Genomic DNA, 18,572 nt, shown 5'->3' on the forward strand with positions numbered 1-18,572 from the left:
TAAAGAATTATTGTATAATGAAGATTTTTTCAACGGAACAGATACGTGTTGCTGATAAATTAACAATCGAAAGACAAAATATAACTAGTGATGCCTTAATGGAAAGAGCAGGAAAAGCTATTTATAATTGGATGAATAGGCAATTAGCAAACAGTGGAGTAAAAATTCACATTTTCTGTGGAGTAGGAAATAATGGAGGAGATGGTTTGGTGGTTGGGCGCCTTTTGCTTGAACAAGGTTATGATGTAAATGTGTATGTTGTAAATTTTAGCGATAACAGGTCGCAAGATTTTTTACTGAATTTTGACAGAATTAAAAATTTAAAATATTGGCCACAACTTTTAACAAAAAATGACGATTTACCTTCTATAGGAATTAATGATGTTGTAGTTGATGCCATTTTTGGAATAGGACTTAACCGACCTGCAGAAAATTGGGTGGCTGCACTTATTACTCATATTAATAAATCAAAAGCGTTTGTACTTTCTGTAGATATTCCATCAGGACTTTATATGGATAAAGCTGTAGGAAAAAATGATGCAATTATCAAGTCAAATTACACGCTTACATTTCAGTTGCCAAAGCTTGTTTTTTTGCTTCCAGAAACTGGGATTTATACGGAGTATTGGGAGGTTTTAGATATTGGTCAAGATGCTGAGTATATATTTAAAGAGCCTGCCAATGAGAATTATGTTAGTAAATTTGATGTATTGCAAGTGTATAAGCCTAGAGGGCGTTTTTCTCATAAAGGAAATTATGGACATACATTAATTATAGGAGGAAGCTACGGAAAAATTGGGGCAGTACTTATGTCAAGTGAGGCTTCTATGCATGCTGGAGCAGGTTTAGTAACTGTTTTTATTCCTAAATGCGGTTATCAAACTGTTCAAACTGCATTTCCAGAGGCTATGGTTGTGACAGATAAAAATGAAGCGTATGTTTCGGATATTAAATTTGATATTAATCCGTCTGTAATTGCAATTGGACCAGGGATGGGGAAACATGCAGAAACAGTTGATGCTTTCCATCAATTTTTACTTCAGAATGAAAAACCTTTAGTAGTGGATGCGGATGCTTTAAATATTATTTCAGAAAATAAAAAATTACTCCCCTACATAAAAGGAAGAGCTGTATTGACGCCGCATCCAAAAGAATTGGAAAGACTTATAGGGAGCTGGAAGGATGATTTTGATAAATTGAAGAAAACAAAACTGTTTTCAAAAGAAAATGATGTAGTTATTTTGATAAAAGGAGCCTATACCGCTACAGTATATCATGACAAAGTATTTTTTAATTCTACAGGTAATCCAGGGATGGCAACTGGAGGTAGTGGCGATGTGTTAACGGGAATTATAGCAGGATTAATAGCACAAGGCTATAGTCTTTTTGACGCGGCTTTTGTAGGAGTTTATATTCACGGTCGTGCAGGGGATTTGGCAGTACTTAGATCGGGGGTAGAGGCTTTAACAGCTACCGATATTATAGATTTTACAGGGGATGCTTTTCTTGATTTATTGAAAAAAAACAAAAAAGATTATCAAGAAAAACCTGATAATGCTTCATAAAGAATAAGGATTAGGTTAATTATTTGTATTTACTTGTATAAGTATTTTGTAATGCAGATTTTTGGGTGTTTTTAACTATTTAAAAAGGAATGGATAATTTTTACTATATAAGTGCCGATGTATTAGATATTGAAACAATCTCTAATGTAATAGATAATAAACTAAAGCTGAAACTCTCTGATGAAGCTAAAGTTAATATTGAAAATTGTAGAAAGTACTTAGATCATAAAATTACGACTAATAAAAAGCCTGTGTATGGAATTAACACTGGTTTTGGGTCTTTATGTAATGTAAAAATAGCCGATAGTCACCTAAGTAAACTACAAGAAAATTTGGTGATGTCTCATGCTTGTGGAACAGGAGAACAGGTTCCAGAGCAAATAGTTAAGTTGATGTTGTTGCTTAAAATTCAGTCTTTGAGTTATGGGCATAGTGGGGTGCAGCTAGACACCGTTTGTAGGTTAATAGATTTTTATAATGAAGATATTCTTCCTGTTGTTTTTACGCAAGGTTCTTTAGGGGCTTCTGGAGATTTAGCTCCTTTAGCTCATCTAGCATTGCCATTATTAGGAAAAGGAGAGGTAAATTATAAAGGAAAAAAAGTAGCTTCAGAGAAAGTACTTAAAGAGAAAGGCTGGAATCCTATTATTTTACAGTCTAAAGAAGGTTTGGCTTTACTAAACGGGACTCAATTTATGAGTGCTTATGGAGTATGGTGTATTATAAATGGTTATAGGCTTTCTTATTTGGCAGATTTAGTCGGGACAATGTCTTTAGATGCTTTTAATGGTCTAACAGAGCCTTTTAATAAACTAATCCATTTAGTGCGTCCTCACAGAGGGCAAATTAAAACAGCGGCCAGAATTCTTGAGTTTATTGAAGGGAGCGAGATAGCGGTGCAACCAAAAACACAAGTCCAAGATCCGTATTCTTTTAGATGTATGCCGCAAGTGCATGGCGCATCCAAAGATGTGTTAGCGCATGTGCGGAAGGTGTTTAAAACTGAAATTAATTCGGTAACCGACAATCCTAATATTTTTGTTGAACAAGACGAAATACTGTCCGGAGGAAATTTCCATGGACAGCCTTTGGCAATGGCTTTAGATTATTTGGGGATTGCTTTGACAGAATGGGGGAGTATATCGGAAAGAAGAACCTATCAATTAATATCTGGGCAAAGAGGATTGCCTTCCTTTTTGGTAAACGATCCTGGTTTGAATTCCGGATTTATGATTCCTCAATATACCGCAGCAAGTATTGTGAGTCAGAATAAGCAATTAGCAACGCCAGCTAGTGTAGATTCAATAGTTTCTTCAAATGGACAAGAAGATCATGTAAGTATGGGAGCTAATGCGGCTACCAAATGCTTTAAAATTATGGAGAATTTAAAATCTATTTTAGCGATAGAATTATTAAATGCTTCACAGGCATTAGCATTTAGGCACCCTGTAAAGTCTTCTTCTATTATTGAAAATTACTTTGAAGCATATACTAAAGAAGTTCCATTTGTAGATAAAGATAGAGTGTTTCATAACGATATTATGAAAACTATTAAGTTTATGGAAACTACCGTTGTAACTTCAGATATGTATAAGGATTAAGTAAGCGGGGAATTATTTATTAGAAGAAAATAAGATATCGACTTAGGTAGAAGTTTTGGAGTAGTGATATTTTGATTATCGAATAAAATTTAATCAATAACCCATTCTACAGCACTTTCAATACTTTTAAAAAATTTCATTTCTTTTCCGTAAAAATATTTTTCAATTTTGAAATTGTGTTTATATAATTCTTTGTCAGAAACAATAGCCATTTTTGTAAGGTTGTCTATTTCTCTAATGTAGTTATAAAGGACAGGATTTATTGCATAAGAATTTTTGCGAAGGGAGATATATGCAAAATCTTTATTTCGAAAATGCATATCGGCTATAGATGTTAGATCGGATAAATTTTCAAGAGAGAGGTCGATACTATCGTTAATTACACCAATAGCAAACTTTGGATATATTTCTATATATCCAAAATCAAGCTCATAAGCTTTGATTAAAGTGTGTGTAGTGTCTAACGCTGTCATGCGGCAAAAGTAAATCTAATCCATTTCTTTTTTTATTTTTAAGCTTAATTTTAGATTAACTACATTAATTGTTAGTTAAATTGATGTTTTTTATTTTTTTAAATTTTGATTTCCCCGTAAGGGAATGGCAGATTTTCCAGTGTTTATTTTGAGCGTATAGAAGGAAATTGTATTGAAATAAAAAAGCTTATCTCTTTTTAGAGATAAGCCTTGAGTTTTTTATGACCAAAAAATAGCTTTTTTAAAGTAAACCCTTCATTGAGGGTTTTATTCCCCGACGTTCTAAAATATTTTTCCTTTGAATACCTCGTAGGCTTGCCTCGAGGTAGTTGATTATGCTATTTCTGAGGTTTCCAATTTAATTTTTTCTCAATAGATTTAATCATTAGTCCTGCAATATCAATATCTGTTGCAGTTTCTATTCCTTCCAAACCAGGAGATGAGTTCACTTCTAATAAAAGAGGTCCTTTTGAAGAACGAATAATATCAACTCCAGCAACATCAAGTCCCATGGCTTTAGTGGCTTTTATAGCAATTTTCTTTTCGGCTGCAGTTAATTTTACAAGAGATGCAGTTCCTCCTAAATGCATATTTGCTCTAAATTCTCCCGGAGGGGCTTCTCTTTGCATAGCAGCAACAACCTTTCCGTCGATTACAAAAATACGAAGGTCTTTTCCGTCGGCTTCTTTTATAAATTCTTGAACAAGAATATAGGCATTTAAGCTTTTAAAAGCGTTGATAACACTTTCCGCAGCTTTCTTAGTTTCAGCTAAAACAACTCCTTTCCCTTGAGTTCCTTCAAGAAGTTTTATAATAAGGGGAGAACCGCCAACCATTTTAATGAGGTCGTTGGTGTCTAATGGGGAATTAGCAAAGCCTGTTGTAGGAATACTTACACCATTTTTTAATAAAAGTTGAAGCGAAAAAAGCTTATCTCTAGATTGACGAATGGCTTCTGCTTTATTTAAACATGCAATATTTATAGACTCAAAATGACGGGCTAGGGAGCAGCCGTAATAGGTCATACTAGGACGTATTCTAGGAATAATTGCATCTAAATCGTTTAGAATTCTTCCGCCTCGATAATGTATTTCGGGAGTTTCAGCATCGAGCTTCATATAGCATTGGCGAATATTGAAAAATTCAACTTCATGTCCCATACGTTCTGCAGCCTCTATAATTCTTCGGTTGCTGTATAAATTTGGATTGCTAGCAAGTAACCCTATTTTTAATCCACCTTGAATTTGTACGTTAGCTTTATATCTTTTATTAACATCTTCATCACTTAAATCGCCAAGCATAAAACTGCTCTCAGGATCCACAATAAGTCTTCCCATCATTGCTTCTCTTCCTAAAAGCATACGGTAGCCCATACTGTCTCTGTTGGTAAGAGAGACTTCAATATCCCACGAAGTGTCGTTGATATTAAGGCTGGTTTTAATGATATACCTGTTTTCTCGGTTTCCAGTAGAACTCTTTATAACTCTTTTATCAACAACAACAGCTTCACAATGAATTACTTTTTTTCCATTATGCTGAATAGGGTATACATCAAAGGTTACCCAAGTATCGTTATTTCTTTGGAAAGGTTGAATGTTTACAGCATGTAAGGCAGAGGTTTTAGCGCCACTATCTACACGTACTTTAATGGTTGATATATCTAATTCTGGCAAGGATACCCATTCTTGGCTACCTATAATAGTTTTGTTGCTCATTTAAAATTTTTTAGTGCTACAAAGTGAATTTGCTCGATAATCGAGATTTATTTATTCCAACTTTTATGCCGAAATATTTTTTAGTTTTCTTTTTAATACCTCAGGATATTACTCCGAGGTGTTTGCTCGATAATCGAGATTTATTTATTTCGACTTTTACACCGAAATATTTTTTAGTTTTCTTTTTAATGCCTCAGGATATTACTCCGAGGTGTTTGCTCGATAATCGAGATTTATTTATTTCAATGCTTAACTTAAATTTATTTTTATGAATACTTTATCAATGTAACTCTAAATTAGAGACAAATGAAAAAAAATATTAAAAATAAACCTCTATGTTTTCCGTAGAGGGTAAGCCTAACCCTTCTAAGTTAAGAAGAATTTTTAAGGGAATAAAATTAAATAAAAAAACGCGCGATTATTATGTCGCGCGCTTTAATATTTTATTAAATCTATAATTTATGATTCAGTAGACTGCTCTGCTTTAGTTATAGAAATGATAAGCTCTTCTTTTTCAGAATCTAAATCCATAAAAATGCTATCGCCTTCTGTTAATTTAGAAGTAATAATTTCTTCAGCTAAAGCATCTTCAACGTATTTTTGAATAGCTCTTTTTAATGGTCGAGCGCCGTATTGTTTATCAAAACCTTTGTCTGCAATATAATCTTTAGCCTTATCGGTTAATTTTAAATTATAACCTAGACCTTCAATACGCAAGTATAGTTTTTCTAATTCAATATCAATAATTTTATGAATGTCTTCTTTTTCTAATGGATTAAAGACAACCACATCATCAATACGGTTTAAAAATTCTGGAGCAAAAGCTTTCTTTAAAGCATTTTCTATAACACTTCTAGAATGTTCGTCAGCTTGAGCTTTCTTGGCAGAAGTTCCAAAACCTACACCTTGTCCGAAATCTTTTAATTGACGCGCTCCAATGTTGGAAGTCATAATTATAATAGTATTTCTAAAATCTATTTTTCTTCCTAAGCTGTCGGTAATATAACCATCATCTAAAACCTGTAAAAGCATATTAAATACGTCTGGATGAGCTTTTTCAACCTCGTCTAATAATATTACGGCATAAGGTTTTCTTCTTACTTTTTCGGTAAGTTGTCCACCTTCTTCGTAACCTACATATCCTGGAGGCGCTCCGATTAATCGGGAAACAGCAAATTTTTCCATGTATTCGCTCATGTCGATACGGATTAAAGCATCTTCAGAATCGAATAATTTGTTAGCTAATACTTTTGCTAATTGTGTTTTTCCAACTCCAGTTTGTCCTAAAAAGATAAAAGAACCAATTGGTTTGTCTGGGTCTTTTAATCCAGCTCTGTTTCTTTGGATGGCTTTAACTACTTTGGCTACCGCTTGATCTTGTCCAATTACTTTTCCTTTAATAAGTTCTGGTAATTTGGCTAATTTAGAGCTTTCGGCTTGAGCAATTCTAGTAACAGGAACGCCGCTCATCATAGAAACAACATCGGCTACACTTTCGTCTGTAACAGTTTCTCTGTGGAGCTTACTGTCTTCTTCCCATTTTTCTTGAGCAATAGCTAAATCTTTTTCAAGTCGCTTTTCATCGTCTCTTAATTTAGCAGCTTCTTCATATTTCTGTTTCTTAACGACCGAATTTTTGAGCTCTTTTACGTCTTCTAATTGTTTTTCGAGTTCTAAAATTTGTTTAGGAACCTCCATATTAGTTATATGTACTCTAGAGCCAGCTTCGTCTAAAGCATCAATAGCTTTGTCTGGTAAAAATCTGTCTGTTAAATATCTATTTGTAAGCTTAACGCATGCTTTAATTGCTTCGTCTGTATAAGTTACATTATGGTGTTCTTCGTATTTATCTTTTATATTATGAAGAATTTCAATTGTTTCTTCTACGGTAGTAGGTTCTACAATTACTTTTTGAAATCTTCTTTCCAGGGCTCCATCCTTTTCAATATATTGTCTGTACTCGTCTAAAGTGGTGGCTCCAATACATTGAATTTCTCCACGTGCAAGTGCAGGTTTAAACATATTTGAAGCATCTAAGCTTCCGGTAGCGCCGCCAGCACCTACAATAGTATGTATTTCATCAATAAAAAGAATAATATCATCATTCTTTTCGAGTTCATTCATTACCGCTTTCATGCGTTCTTCAAACTGGCCACGGTATTTTGTGCCAGCAACTAAAGAAGCAAGATCTAGTGTAACCACTCTTTTGTTGTAAAGAATTCTAGATACTTTCTTTTTAATAATTCGCAATGCTAACCCTTCGGCAATAGCACTTTTACCAACCCCAGGCTCTCCAATTAAGAGCGGATTATTTTTCTTTCTTCTGCTTAAAATTTGAGAAACCCGTTCAATTTCTTTCTCTCTTCCAACAACAGGATCTAGTTTATCCTCTTCGGCAAGCTGTGTAAGGTCTCTTCCAAAGTTGTCTAAAACAGGAGTTTTAGATTTTTTATTAGATTTTGGAGTACTACTTGTGCTTCCAAACGGATTCTCTCTTCCTTCATCGCCAGCACCAGTTTCATCAGAAAATGATTCAGCGGAAGGAGCATCTATATAATCGTCGTCACTTGTTATCATAAGCTTGAATTGTTCTTTAACATTATCGTAATCAATCTTAAGCTTATTAAGTAGCTTTGTTGTAGGGTCGTTTTCGTTCCTTAAAATACAAAGTAATAAATGCGCAGTATTTATTGAGGAACTTTGAAATAATTTAGCTTCAAGGAAAGTAGTCTTTAAGGCACGCTCTGCTTGTCTAGTAAGGTGTAAGTTGCGTTTGTCGTTTGCAGCAATACCACTTATAGGATTAGACGGACTTAAAATTTCTACTTTTCTTCTTAAATGTTCAAGGTCTATACTTAATGCTGTTAATATATCTATTGCTTTTCCGTTTCCATCACGCAAAAGTCCGAGCATAAGATGTTCCGTCCCAATAAAGTCGTGTCCTAAACGTAGGGCTTCTTCTTTACTGTAGGCAATTACATCTTTTACTCTTGGTGAAAAATTATCATCCATACTTTTTCCTTTCTTCAATTAAAAATAGTAAAACAACTATAAGTAGGCAAAAACTATACCTTATTTTCTTCTGTTAAGGAGTAGTTTTAGCTAATAGACAAAAAAAACTTTCAAATTCAAAAAAATTAACAGGTATTTTATTAACCTTTTAAGGGCTTATATTTGTTGATAAAAACATGAAAAAACCTTTTTGGATGGTACTAAAGCGTCTTTAAAATGCGTATATTGGCACGATTTATAATTAAAACATACATAATATATATTAAATATGGCAGAAGGAGAAAAGCTGATCCCTATTAATATAGAGGACGAGATGAAATCTGCTTACATTGATTATTCAATGTCGGTCATTGTGTCACGTGCTCTTCCAGATGTTAGGGACGGATTAAAACCAGTTCACCGACGCGTTTTGTTCGGAATGCATGAATTGGGAGTTAGATCTAACAGTTCTTATAAAAAATCTGCAAGAATTGTAGGAGAGGTATTAGGTAAGTATCACCCACATGGAGATACTTCTGTTTATGATACCATGGTGCGTATGGCTCAAAGTTGGAGCTTGCGGTATATGATGGTAGATGGCCAAGGTAACTTTGGTTCTATAGATGGAGATAGTCCAGCAGCAATGCGTTATACGGAAGCACGTATGCGTAAAATATCTGAAGATATGCTAGCGGATATCGACAAAGATACTGTTGACCATCAGTTAAACTTTGATGATACTTTAAAAGAACCTAAAGTACTTCCTACAAGAGTTCCTAATTTATTAATTAATGGAGCATCAGGGATTGCTGTAGGTATGGCTACAAATATGCCTCCTCACAACTTAACAGAAGTGGTGGATGGAACAATAGCCTATATAGAAAATAACGATATAGAAATTGATGAACTTATCGAACATGTAAAAGCTCCAGATTTTCCAACTGGAGGGATTATTTATGGTTATGATGGAGTTAGAGAAGCCTTTAAAACGGGGAGAGGACGTATTGTAATGCGTGCCAAAGCTCATAATGAAGAGGTTAACGGAAGGGAATGTATTGTTGTTACTGAAATTCCTTATCAGGTTAACAAGGCAGATATGATTAAGAAAACTGCTGACCTTGTAAATGATAAGAAAATTGAAGGAATTTCTAACATCCGAGACGAATCGGATAGAAATGGAATGCGAATTGTTTATATCCTTAAGCGAGATGCAATTCCAAACATTGTCTTAAATACTCTTTTTAAATATACAGCGCTTCAATCTTCTTTCAGTGTAAATAATATTGCATTGGTGAATGGAAGACCAGAAATGTTGAATTTGAAAGACATGATCCATCATTTTGTGGAGCATCGTCATGAAGTAGTAGTTAGAAGAACAGAATATGAGCTTAGAAAAGCAGAAGAGCGGGCTCATATTTTAGAAGGATTAATTATTGCTTCGGATAATATAGATGAGGTAATTGCCATTATTCGTGGTTCTAACAATGCTGATGAAGCACGTACTAAGTTGATTGAACGCTTTAAATTAAGTGAGATTCAAGCCAAAGCAATCGTAGAAATGCGATTGAGACAACTTACAGGTCTGGAACAAGACAAGCTTCGTTCTGAGTATGATGATATTATGCAGTTTATTCAAGAATGTAAAGATATCTTGGCGAATAAAGAGCGTAGAATGAATATCATTAAAGAAGAGCTTCAGGAAGTAAGAGAAAAATATGGTGATGAAAGACGTTCTCAAATAGAATATGCAGGTGGAGATGTAAGTATAGAAGATATGATTCCAGATGAGCAAGTGGTAATTACTATTTCTCATGCAGGTTATATTAAAAGAACTCCACTTACAGAATATAAAACTCAGAATAGAGGAGGTGTTGGTCAAAAAGGAACTTCAACAAGAACTGAAGATTTCTTAGAGCATTTATTTGTGGGAACCAACCACCAATACATGTTGTTCTTTACACAAAAAGGAAAATGTTTCTGGATGCGTGTTTATGAAATTCCAGAAGGAAGTAAAACTTCTAAAGGAAGAGCTATTCAAAATCTAATAAATATAGAGCAAGACGATAAGGTGAAAGCCTTTATTTGCACAAAAGATTTAAAAGATGAAGAGTACATAAACAGTCATTTTGTCATAATGGCAACCAAAAAGGGTGTTGTTAAGAAAACTTCTTTAGAACAATATTCACGTCCACGTCAAAATGGTATTAATGCCATTACGGTTCGAGATGGGGATGAGCTTTTAGAGGCTAAATTAACAACAGGAAACAGTCAAATACTATTAGCTGTTAAATCTGGTAAGGCTATTCGTTTTGAAGAAGGTAAAACCCGCCCAATGGGAAGAAATGCTTCTGGGGTTAGAGGGATTACTTTAGCAGACGATAATGATGAGGTAGTAGGAATGGTTTCTGTTCATAACTTGGAAGAAAACATATTAGTGGTTTCAGAAAAAGGTTATGGAAAACGTACTTACCTAGACGATCCAGAAGATGGAGAAGCAGTTTACCGTATTACAAACCGTGGAGGTAAAGGGGTTAAAACAATGTCTATTACCGAAAAAACGGGTGCATTAGTAGCTATTAAAAATGTTTCTGATGAAGACGACCTAATGATTATTACTAAATCTGGAGTTGCTATCCGAATGGCAATTGAGGATTTAAGAGTTATGGGACGAGCTACACAAGGAGTTAAGTTGATAAATCTTAAGAATGATTCTATTGCAGCAGTTGCAAAAGTGATGAAGGAAGAAGATGAAATTGACGATGTTGAAAATATCGATGTTATTGAAGATGGCACAGATATTGAACAAAACGATTCTGATACGGAACCAAATAATAACGAATAATACTTAACACAAATTATTTATAACAATGAAAAAACAAGTTTTATTAGCATCTGCAATATTAGTATCTTCTTTTGCTATAGGGCAGAAAAGCGAACTTAGAGATGCTGAAAAAGCCTTAGATAAAGGAAGTGCTGCAGAAGCAAAGAGTACTTTAGAAAGTTTATCATCTAGTATAGAATCTGCTGATGACAAATACAAAGCAGAATATTATTTTCTAACAGGAAAAACATATGCAGACCTTGCTAAAAAAGGAGGCGCAGATAGCGATTATGAGAAAGCTGTAAGTTCTTTAAATGAACTTATAGAATTTGAAAAAGGGTACAAAACAAAGTATACCGATGAAGCAAAAGAAATTCTTGAAAAATTATCTGGAGACGTAGTTAATGCTGCTGTTGAAGATAATAAAAATGAGAATTTTGCTGGTGCAGCAAATAAACTGCATATGGCATATGAAATGACTGGAAATGAAGATTATCTTTATTTTGCTGCATCTAGTGCTGTAAACGGAGGAGATTTTGATAATGCTTTAACATATTATGAGCAATTAAAAGATTCTGGATATACAGGAGAATCTACTTCTTATTTGGCGGTAAATAAAGAAACAGGAGAAGTTGAAAATCTTGGTTCTGAACAAAACCGTGATTTAATGATTAAAACTGGAGGATATTCAGACCCTACGGAGGAGAAAACTGAATCTAGAATGCCAGAAATCGTTAAAAATATAGCTTTAATTTATAACGAAAAAGGAGAAACAGATAAAGCTGCTGCTGCAATTAAAGAAGCGCGTGCTGCTAATCCAGATGATATGAACTTATTGCTTACAGAAGCAAATATGTATATCAAAATGGGAGACAAAGCTAAGTTCCAATCTTTAATGGAAGAAGCTATTCAAAAAGATCCTAATAACCCTACATTATACTACAACTTAGGAGTTATTCTTGCTGAACAAGGAAATAAAGAAAAAGCTAAAGAATATTATGAAAAAGCTTTAGAATTGGATCCAGAAAATGAAAATGTTTATTTAAACATGGCTTCTTTAATTCTTTCTGATGAGAAATCAATTGTTGAAGAAATGAATGGATTAGGGAATTCTTCTACAGATAACAAACGTTATGATGAGTTAAAAGCTCAACGTGAAGGTTTATACAAATCTGCAGTTCCTTATCTTGAAAAATTACTTACTGTAAATCCAGATAATATAGATGCTGTAAGAACACTTATGAACATCTATGGTACAATTGGAGAGCCAGAAAAATATAAAGCAATGAAAGATAAACTTGCTACTTTAGAGCAATAAAAAATCTTTCAATACTGTATAAAAAAGCACCGTAATTACGGTGCTTTTTTTATGGTTTAGTAATTCTAGTCACAAATTAGAGATATAAATCTCATTTTTTTCTGCGCTAGTAGCATCTTATGTATGGAATAAAGGGTATGTATTTGAATTTGTGGTTAAAAACTTTTAGTTAAAATACTCAATTTCTGTATGCCTTTTAAAATATAAATTCCTTACTTTAAATAAGTTGCTAACTCATTATTTTGTTTCTGTAACTCTTTTATAAAAAGTTTTGATACTTCATTTGCTCCTTTATTAGAGAGGTGGGTATCGTCGTGTTTGCCTTTTGGATAGTAAGCAATTTCTTGAGGTTCAAAATGCAGATGTAGTTTCTTTGATTCTTCCAAACCATAAGATTCTTCCAATTGTTCTGTTAAATATTGAAGGTCTATAAAGGTAACTTCTTGCTCCTGTGCCACTAAACGAGCTTCTAATGGGTATTCTCCATGAGTGTCTACTAAGGTTCCTTCTTCATTAAAATTACGTCTTACAATAGAAGAGAAAAGAATTGGAATAGCGCCTTTCTCTCTACTTTCTTTAATAAATTTCATTAAATTATGTCTATAAGCTGTATGTGGGTTGGTGTAACGAGATGGATCTTTTACTTTTTGATCGTTATGCCCAAATTGTATAAAAACATAGTTTCCAGGTTCAAGTTTTTTGTAAATAGAGTCCCATCTTCCTTCAGTAATAAAACTACGAGAACTTCTCCCATTAACTGCTTTATTTATTATGGTTACATTATCTTTAAAATAATTGGGTAATACTTGTGCCCATCCGTGTTCTGGATTGTTTTCTGGATCTTTTTTATCGGACATAGTAGAATCTCCTATGGTATAAATTGTAATATCTTGTGCGTTTATACTAAAGGTAAAAGAAAGTGCTATGAGGAATAATTTGAGTTTCATATGTTTATTTTTATTGTTTGTTAATAGCCATATGGAACATCCAAATAATTATTTAGTGGTGTGTCTATAAATTAGACTTGGATGGATGTTTCATATTATAATTTCTATTATTTATTAATTAGTAGTGTACCAAGGCTGAATACTGTTTCTGTCCTTTAAAATGCTTTCTAATGTATAGTTTTTAGCTTCCGAGGAGGTTAATAAATGAGACCATTTAACACGATTTTTACTGGAAGCCGAAGCTCCTTTTGTTTGGTATTCAGCATAAAAACTATTTTTGTGACTCTCATTTTTATTCCAATCGTGCCATCTTATAGGTAAAATGTGGCTTCCCATAGTACAATTTAAAAAAACAGTTTTAGCATAGATTCGCCATGGTCTTCCTAGATAAACCTTAGTAACATCTTTATCTGCAGTAAGTTTACAATTAATAAAAACAAAACCGTATTTAGTATTTTTGTCTGTAGAAGCTGCTGTAATATAAGAATCGGATTTTGAGTGAATAGTACAGTCTTCAAAAACGGCTGTTGCTTGTCCGAAGATAAAATCGGTGGTTCCTTCAATATAACAGTTTTTAAAGTATTGTTTAAAACCTTCTCCAGAAAGGAATACGGTATCTTGATTCCCTTTTATATTGCAATTTTCAATGAGAACACGATTTGCGTTAACCGTTAATGCAATAGCTTGCCCAACTTCCCCCGCAGTATTTTCAATAGTTAAGTTCTTTATAGTACAGTCATTTCCATTAATCTGTAGGGTAGGAGTATGAAAAGTACTATTTCTACCAAGGTTAATTCCGTCAAAGTAATCGTTAAAACTAATAATGGTATTTTCCTTATTTTCTCCAATTAAGGTAACCTTTGGATTCCATTGATAAATCTTTACTTTCTCATTATAAACTCCTTTTTTGACAAAAATTGTTATTTTATCATAAGGATACGATTTTGTATTGTTTATAGCCTCTTGGATGGAATTGTAATCTCCGCTCCCATCTTTAGCAACAATCATATCAAAATCATTAAAAAAGCACACATCATTTTTAGGTAATGCGTGTGCTTTTAATAGTAAACAAAAAAACAATGAGAGTAAAATTGTATAATGAATTTGTTGTTTCATTTTATTTATTTAGTTCTATTGCCGCCAATATAAAGGGGCCAGTGGCTTTAGGGTCGTTATCTTTTTTTGTTTCGTTGATATAATATTCATAAGAGCCATCTCTGTACGGGTTCCCACCCAAGCCAGCAACAGCACAAACTTCTGTAATAGTAACAACACCTTTCTCATCAACTTTAATTAGTTTTTCTGTGAGTCCGTTAAACCCTAAATCAGCATTTTTTTGGAAGCTTTTAGGTAAATACCCTTTATTAACACCTTTTGCAAGCATATAGGTAAGCATGGCAGTACCAGAAGCTTCTAAGTAGTTTCCTTCTCGGTCTCCCATGTTTGTAACTTGGTACCATAATCCAGTTTTATCTTGAACTTTAACAACAGCAACTGCTAGTTCATTTAGGTATTCTATAAGTTCTTTTTTCTTTGGATGTTCTTCTGGGTAGAAATCTAAAACATCTACCAGCGCCATTCCATACCATCCTAAGGAGCGCGACCAAAAGTTTGGAGAAGTACCCGTTTTTTTGTTAGCCCATTCCATTTCCCTACTTTCATCCCATCCGTGGTACAGCAAGCCTGTTTCGTTGTCTTTGGCATTTTTTTGGATGAGTTCAAATTGCTTTGCTATATCATCCAATGCTTTTCCATCTTCAAAAGTAGTAGTGTATTCAGCATAAAAAGGAGCTCCCATGTATAAACCATCTAGCCACATTTGGTTTGGATATCTTTTTTTGTGCCAAAACCCACCAGACTCTGTTCTTGGCTGCCCTTTAAGTTGTAAACGAAGGGTGTCCATAGCAATCCGATATCTTTCATCCTCCGTTTTAGCATATAAATCGAATAAGATTTTTCCTGCATTAATCATGTCTATGTTATACTTCTGCAAATCATAGTTTATTATTTTTCCGGTGCTATCTATTAATTCGTCAGCATATTGCTTGGCATAATTATAATAAATATCATTAGATGTTTCTTTATACAAAGCCTGCATAGAAAGAGAAACTAAGCCATGCACATAATCCCATTTTGGCCTTTTAGCATGATCAATTTGCCAAGCTTCAGGATTTCTATGAATAATGGAAAGCGCCATGCGTTCCGACCATTTTTTTGTGCTATCTACAGCTAATTCCTGAGTTGTTTCTTCATTGGTGTTTTCCTTTTTTTGCTCTTTACAACTCGTTGTAAACGTAAATGTTGTTGCCAAAAAAAGTGTGTATATACTTACTTTATTAATTTTCATTTTAAAAATATTATAGTTTTGGTAGAGTTAATTTAACTGGTTATTTTTATTAAGCTGCTCTAATAGGGAGTTTATATAATTTGTAAAATCTTCTTTATTAGTAATCCCGTCTTTTTCTTTTTCCCAAGCACCTAAAAAGTAATAAGATATTGTATTGGTAGTAGGTTTAAATACTAATAAATGATCATCTGTTCCTTCTACAGCTTGTGCTACCTCATCAGTTTTGTAAAAAAGAGCCATACCCAATTTGTCTGGAACTAATGTTTGTTCCCCATAAGTAGAAATATATGCCCACTTTTTATTTTCTGAAGTCTTTTTAGTTAATTCAATGTTGTCAAACTTTACAATTCCTGTGGCAATACCTTCAATTGCTTTAGAGGGAGTTACATCATGTTTTGTATATCTATGGTTGGGGGTAATAGTTAATTTTGAATGAAGGTTAATTTTATCATTTCCAGTTTTCCATCCTTTGTAATCTATGTTAACAGAAGAAGAGGAATTTGTATTCTCAATTTTTGCGTTGGTTTGATCTACGTTTTCAAAATGCAAAACCTTTCCATCAAGATACCTTCCAATAGAACCAATCCCCATAGATTTCCCAGCTTTTAGGATATCCATTCCCCAATCGTTCATTTCGTGATAAGAATCAAAATTGTCTTGCCCTACTTTTGGTAAAATAATTTCTTCTGTAGTTTTTCCAAAAATATCGATAGCATTTCTCCAATCTAAATACAGTCTATAACCAACTTTATTACTTTCCCATCCTGGGCCTTCATATCTAATATACCAAGAATGGTCTGTATGTTCTTTAGGAACAGTTAGTTCAGAAACATTTTTAAAAGAAGTTCCATTACTATATTCTTTATGGTTTCTAGAACCATCTATCCATTTACCACCTTGAGCAATAGAAATTTCTGCATAAGATGTGCCTGTAATTTTATCTTCTTTAGATGTTTCAATGACAGTTTCTGAGGTTGTTTTTTCTTTATCTACTTCTTTTTTACATGATAAAGTAAGAGTTAAACAGCATAACGGAATAATAAATTTAGTTGCTTTCATAGTTTTATTTTCTGAAGATTAATTAGTGATATTTTTTAAAAAAATGAACTTGATAACCGTTAAAGATACCAAGTTCATAATTGCTAACTACAACCTTCGTTGCTTTATTAAAGTGGATTAATTGTATGCAGGGTTTTGTGGAAAATCTTTATTTTGATTTAAGTCAATAGCATCTTGTGGTATCGGTCTTAATATTTTTAATTCTCCATTTGCGCCAGCAAAATTTCCTTCATTAATTAAATAATGATACATAGAAGCTCTTTCTACTAATTTCCCTGTACGTTTAAGATCAAACCAACGGTGGTATTCTCCTAAAAGTTCACGAGCTCTTTCGTCTAAAATATAATCAATATCTAAATCTGCTGCTGTTGCAGGAGTAGCATTAGCTCTTTCTCTTACGGCATTAAGACGTTGCAGCGCAGTTGCTGGACTTGATTGTAAATAAGCTTCCGCAGCAATTAAATAGGTATCTGCTAGTCTAGATAAAATAAGATCTCTCGTACTAGATCTATTACTGCTAAATGGAGCTTTAGGATCGTCAAACTTTTTAACTGGGATAGTTTCGTAATCAAAGTTTCTATTTTGAGAAGGTACATACTCTCCATATGGATGAATAGTAGCTTCTGGATTTGCTGCTGCATAGGCAGCTAAATCTGCATCAGAGCTAGCCCATTTAGGGGCGTAATATTCTGCAACAGTTAAGCCACTATGGTCATCAACATCAAAATAGTCATAATATCTATTAAAAACCTCTGTCATAAAAGTTCCTTCCCAACGCTCATCTCCTTCTTCAAATAAACCTACAGCAAATGCAGTAGGGCATAGGGTATAAGAGCGGTATGGAGCGTCTCCAGCAACTTCAGAACCGCCTAAATAAGAACTAAAATAGTAGTGTTGCTTACTTCCTAATCCTGTAGGATTAGTACTGTTGGCTGCTTCACTAAACTGTACAGAAAAAATAGTTTCAGCATTCATTTCATTTCCAGGTCTCCACAATTCTTCAAAAGGAATAGATAATGCTTGTCCGTTTATAGCATCATCTGCATAACTAGCAGCTTTACTAAAATCGTCTGAAGCGGCAAAACTTTCATAAGCTCTTGTTAAGTGTACTTTAGCTAATAAGTGTTGTACAGCTCTTTTGTTTACTCTTCCGTTGTAAGAACTTCCATCAACAAGAGATAGAGATTGTTCTAGTTCTGAAATAATAAAAGCGTACACTTCTTCAGCAGAATTTCTGTCGAATGTTAGCACAGGACTATCAATATAGTCTGTTACTAAACCAACACCACCATAAGTTTGAACTAATAAGAAATAAGCATTGGCTCTTAAATATTTAACTTCTCCAATTCTCTTACTAAGGTCTGAAGTTTGTTCTGTTAGATCACTATAATAAATTGCCATATTTGCACTTTGGATAGCTTTATAGCAAGTGCTGTACAATTGCCCAACTCCTTGAGAAGAAGGAGTAAGTTGTGTATATTGACTTAATCCAGGCGGTTCTTGGTCACGCCCTTCCGCATATAAATCTGTACCAGCAGCAAATAACCAAGCATCACCACCATATATATCTTTTAATTGTGCATAGTTTGCATTTACAAGTGTTTCAAACCCTTCCGCAGTATTATAAAAACTTTCTGCAGTTACATTTGATAGATTATCTTCTTCTAAGTAATCATCACATGAAAATAATGTGATGCTTAGAATAGCTAAACCGAATAATATGTTTTTCATTTTC

General features: G+C 33.7%; 12 protein-coding genes. 4 read left to right on the top strand and 8 right to left on the bottom strand.

What is annotated here, in order from left to right; translation table 11 throughout:
* Positions 1-17: 17 nt before the first annotated feature.
* Both AC13CQ_RS03830 and hutH read left to right on the top strand, forming a co-directional pair.
* Positions 18-1,565, top strand: a complete 1,548-nt coding sequence (locus tag AC13CQ_RS03830; protein ID WP_008616129.1) for a bifunctional ADP-dependent NAD(P)H-hydrate dehydratase/NAD(P)H-hydrate epimerase — start codon at positions 18-20, stop codon at positions 1,563-1,565.
* A gap of 89 nt (positions 1,566-1,654) precedes the next feature.
* Positions 1,655-3,166 carry a histidine ammonia-lyase gene (hutH, locus tag AC13CQ_RS03835; RefSeq protein WP_008616130.1) on the top strand — a complete coding sequence of 504 codons (1,512 nt, stop codon included), beginning with the start codon at positions 1,655-1,657 and terminating at the stop codon, positions 3,164-3,166.
* An 89-nt stretch (positions 3,167-3,255) separates the two neighbouring features.
* Here the strand turns inward: hutH and AC13CQ_RS03840 are convergent, their stop codons facing one another.
* The 3 genes from AC13CQ_RS03840 to AC13CQ_RS03850 all read right to left on the bottom strand — a co-directional run bounded on the left by AC13CQ_RS03840 (position 3,256) and on the right by AC13CQ_RS03850 (position 8,366).
* Positions 3,256-3,639, bottom strand: coding sequence for a SpoIIAA family protein (locus tag AC13CQ_RS03840; RefSeq protein WP_008616133.1), 384 nt, complete (start codon positions 3,637-3,639; stop codon positions 3,256-3,258).
* A 338-nt stretch (positions 3,640-3,977) separates the two neighbouring features.
* Positions 3,978-5,354 carry a 30S ribosomal protein S6--L-glutamate ligase gene (rimK, locus tag AC13CQ_RS03845; protein WP_008616135.1) on the bottom strand — a complete coding sequence of 459 codons (1,377 nt, stop codon included), beginning with the start codon at positions 5,352-5,354 and terminating at the stop codon, positions 3,978-3,980.
* 459 nt (positions 5,355-5,813) lie between these two features.
* Positions 5,814-8,366 (bottom strand): ATP-dependent Clp protease ATP-binding subunit, encoded by a 2,553-nt coding sequence (locus AC13CQ_RS03850; protein ID WP_008616138.1) that lies wholly within the window; start codon positions 8,364-8,366, stop codon positions 5,814-5,816.
* 268 nt (positions 8,367-8,634) lie between these two features.
* Between AC13CQ_RS03850 and gyrA the strand changes: the two genes are divergently transcribed.
* Both gyrA and AC13CQ_RS03860 read left to right on the top strand, forming a co-directional pair.
* Positions 8,635-11,187, top strand: coding sequence for a DNA gyrase subunit A (gyrA, locus tag AC13CQ_RS03855; protein WP_008616139.1), 2,553 nt, complete (start codon positions 8,635-8,637; stop codon positions 11,185-11,187).
* A gap of 25 nt (positions 11,188-11,212) precedes the next feature.
* Positions 11,213-12,484: a tetratricopeptide repeat protein gene (locus AC13CQ_RS03860; protein ID WP_008616140.1), complete on the top strand. Its 1,272-nt coding sequence runs from the start codon at positions 11,213-11,215 to the stop codon at positions 12,482-12,484.
* A 212-nt stretch (positions 12,485-12,696) separates the two neighbouring features.
* Here the strand turns inward: AC13CQ_RS03860 and AC13CQ_RS03865 are convergent, their stop codons facing one another.
* From AC13CQ_RS03865 to AC13CQ_RS03885, 5 genes are all read right to left on the bottom strand, one after another.
* A complete protein-coding gene (locus AC13CQ_RS03865; protein ID WP_008616141.1) occupies positions 12,697-13,431 on the bottom strand; it encodes a rhamnogalacturonan acetylesterase in 735 nt (244 codons plus the stop codon).
* Between the two features lie 114 nt (positions 13,432-13,545).
* Positions 13,546-14,547 carry a pectinesterase family protein gene (locus tag AC13CQ_RS03870; protein WP_008616142.1) on the bottom strand — a complete coding sequence of 334 codons (1,002 nt, stop codon included), beginning with the start codon at positions 14,545-14,547 and terminating at the stop codon, positions 13,546-13,548.
* Position 14,548: 1 nt separating this feature from the next.
* Positions 14,549-15,778 (bottom strand): glycoside hydrolase family 88/105 protein, encoded by a 1,230-nt coding sequence (locus AC13CQ_RS03875; protein WP_008616143.1) that lies wholly within the window; start codon positions 15,776-15,778, stop codon positions 14,549-14,551.
* 27 nt (positions 15,779-15,805) lie between these two features.
* Positions 15,806-16,837 (bottom strand): DUF4861 family protein, encoded by a 1,032-nt coding sequence (locus AC13CQ_RS03880; RefSeq protein WP_008616144.1) that lies wholly within the window; start codon positions 16,835-16,837, stop codon positions 15,806-15,808.
* Positions 16,838-16,954: 117 nt separating this feature from the next.
* Positions 16,955-18,568: a RagB/SusD family nutrient uptake outer membrane protein gene (locus AC13CQ_RS03885; protein WP_008616146.1), complete on the bottom strand. Its 1,614-nt coding sequence runs from the start codon at positions 18,566-18,568 to the stop codon at positions 16,955-16,957.
* Between the last annotated feature and the right edge of the window lie 4 nt (positions 18,569-18,572).

It is taken from the genome of Galbibacter sp. L-19 (assembly GCF_056857615.1).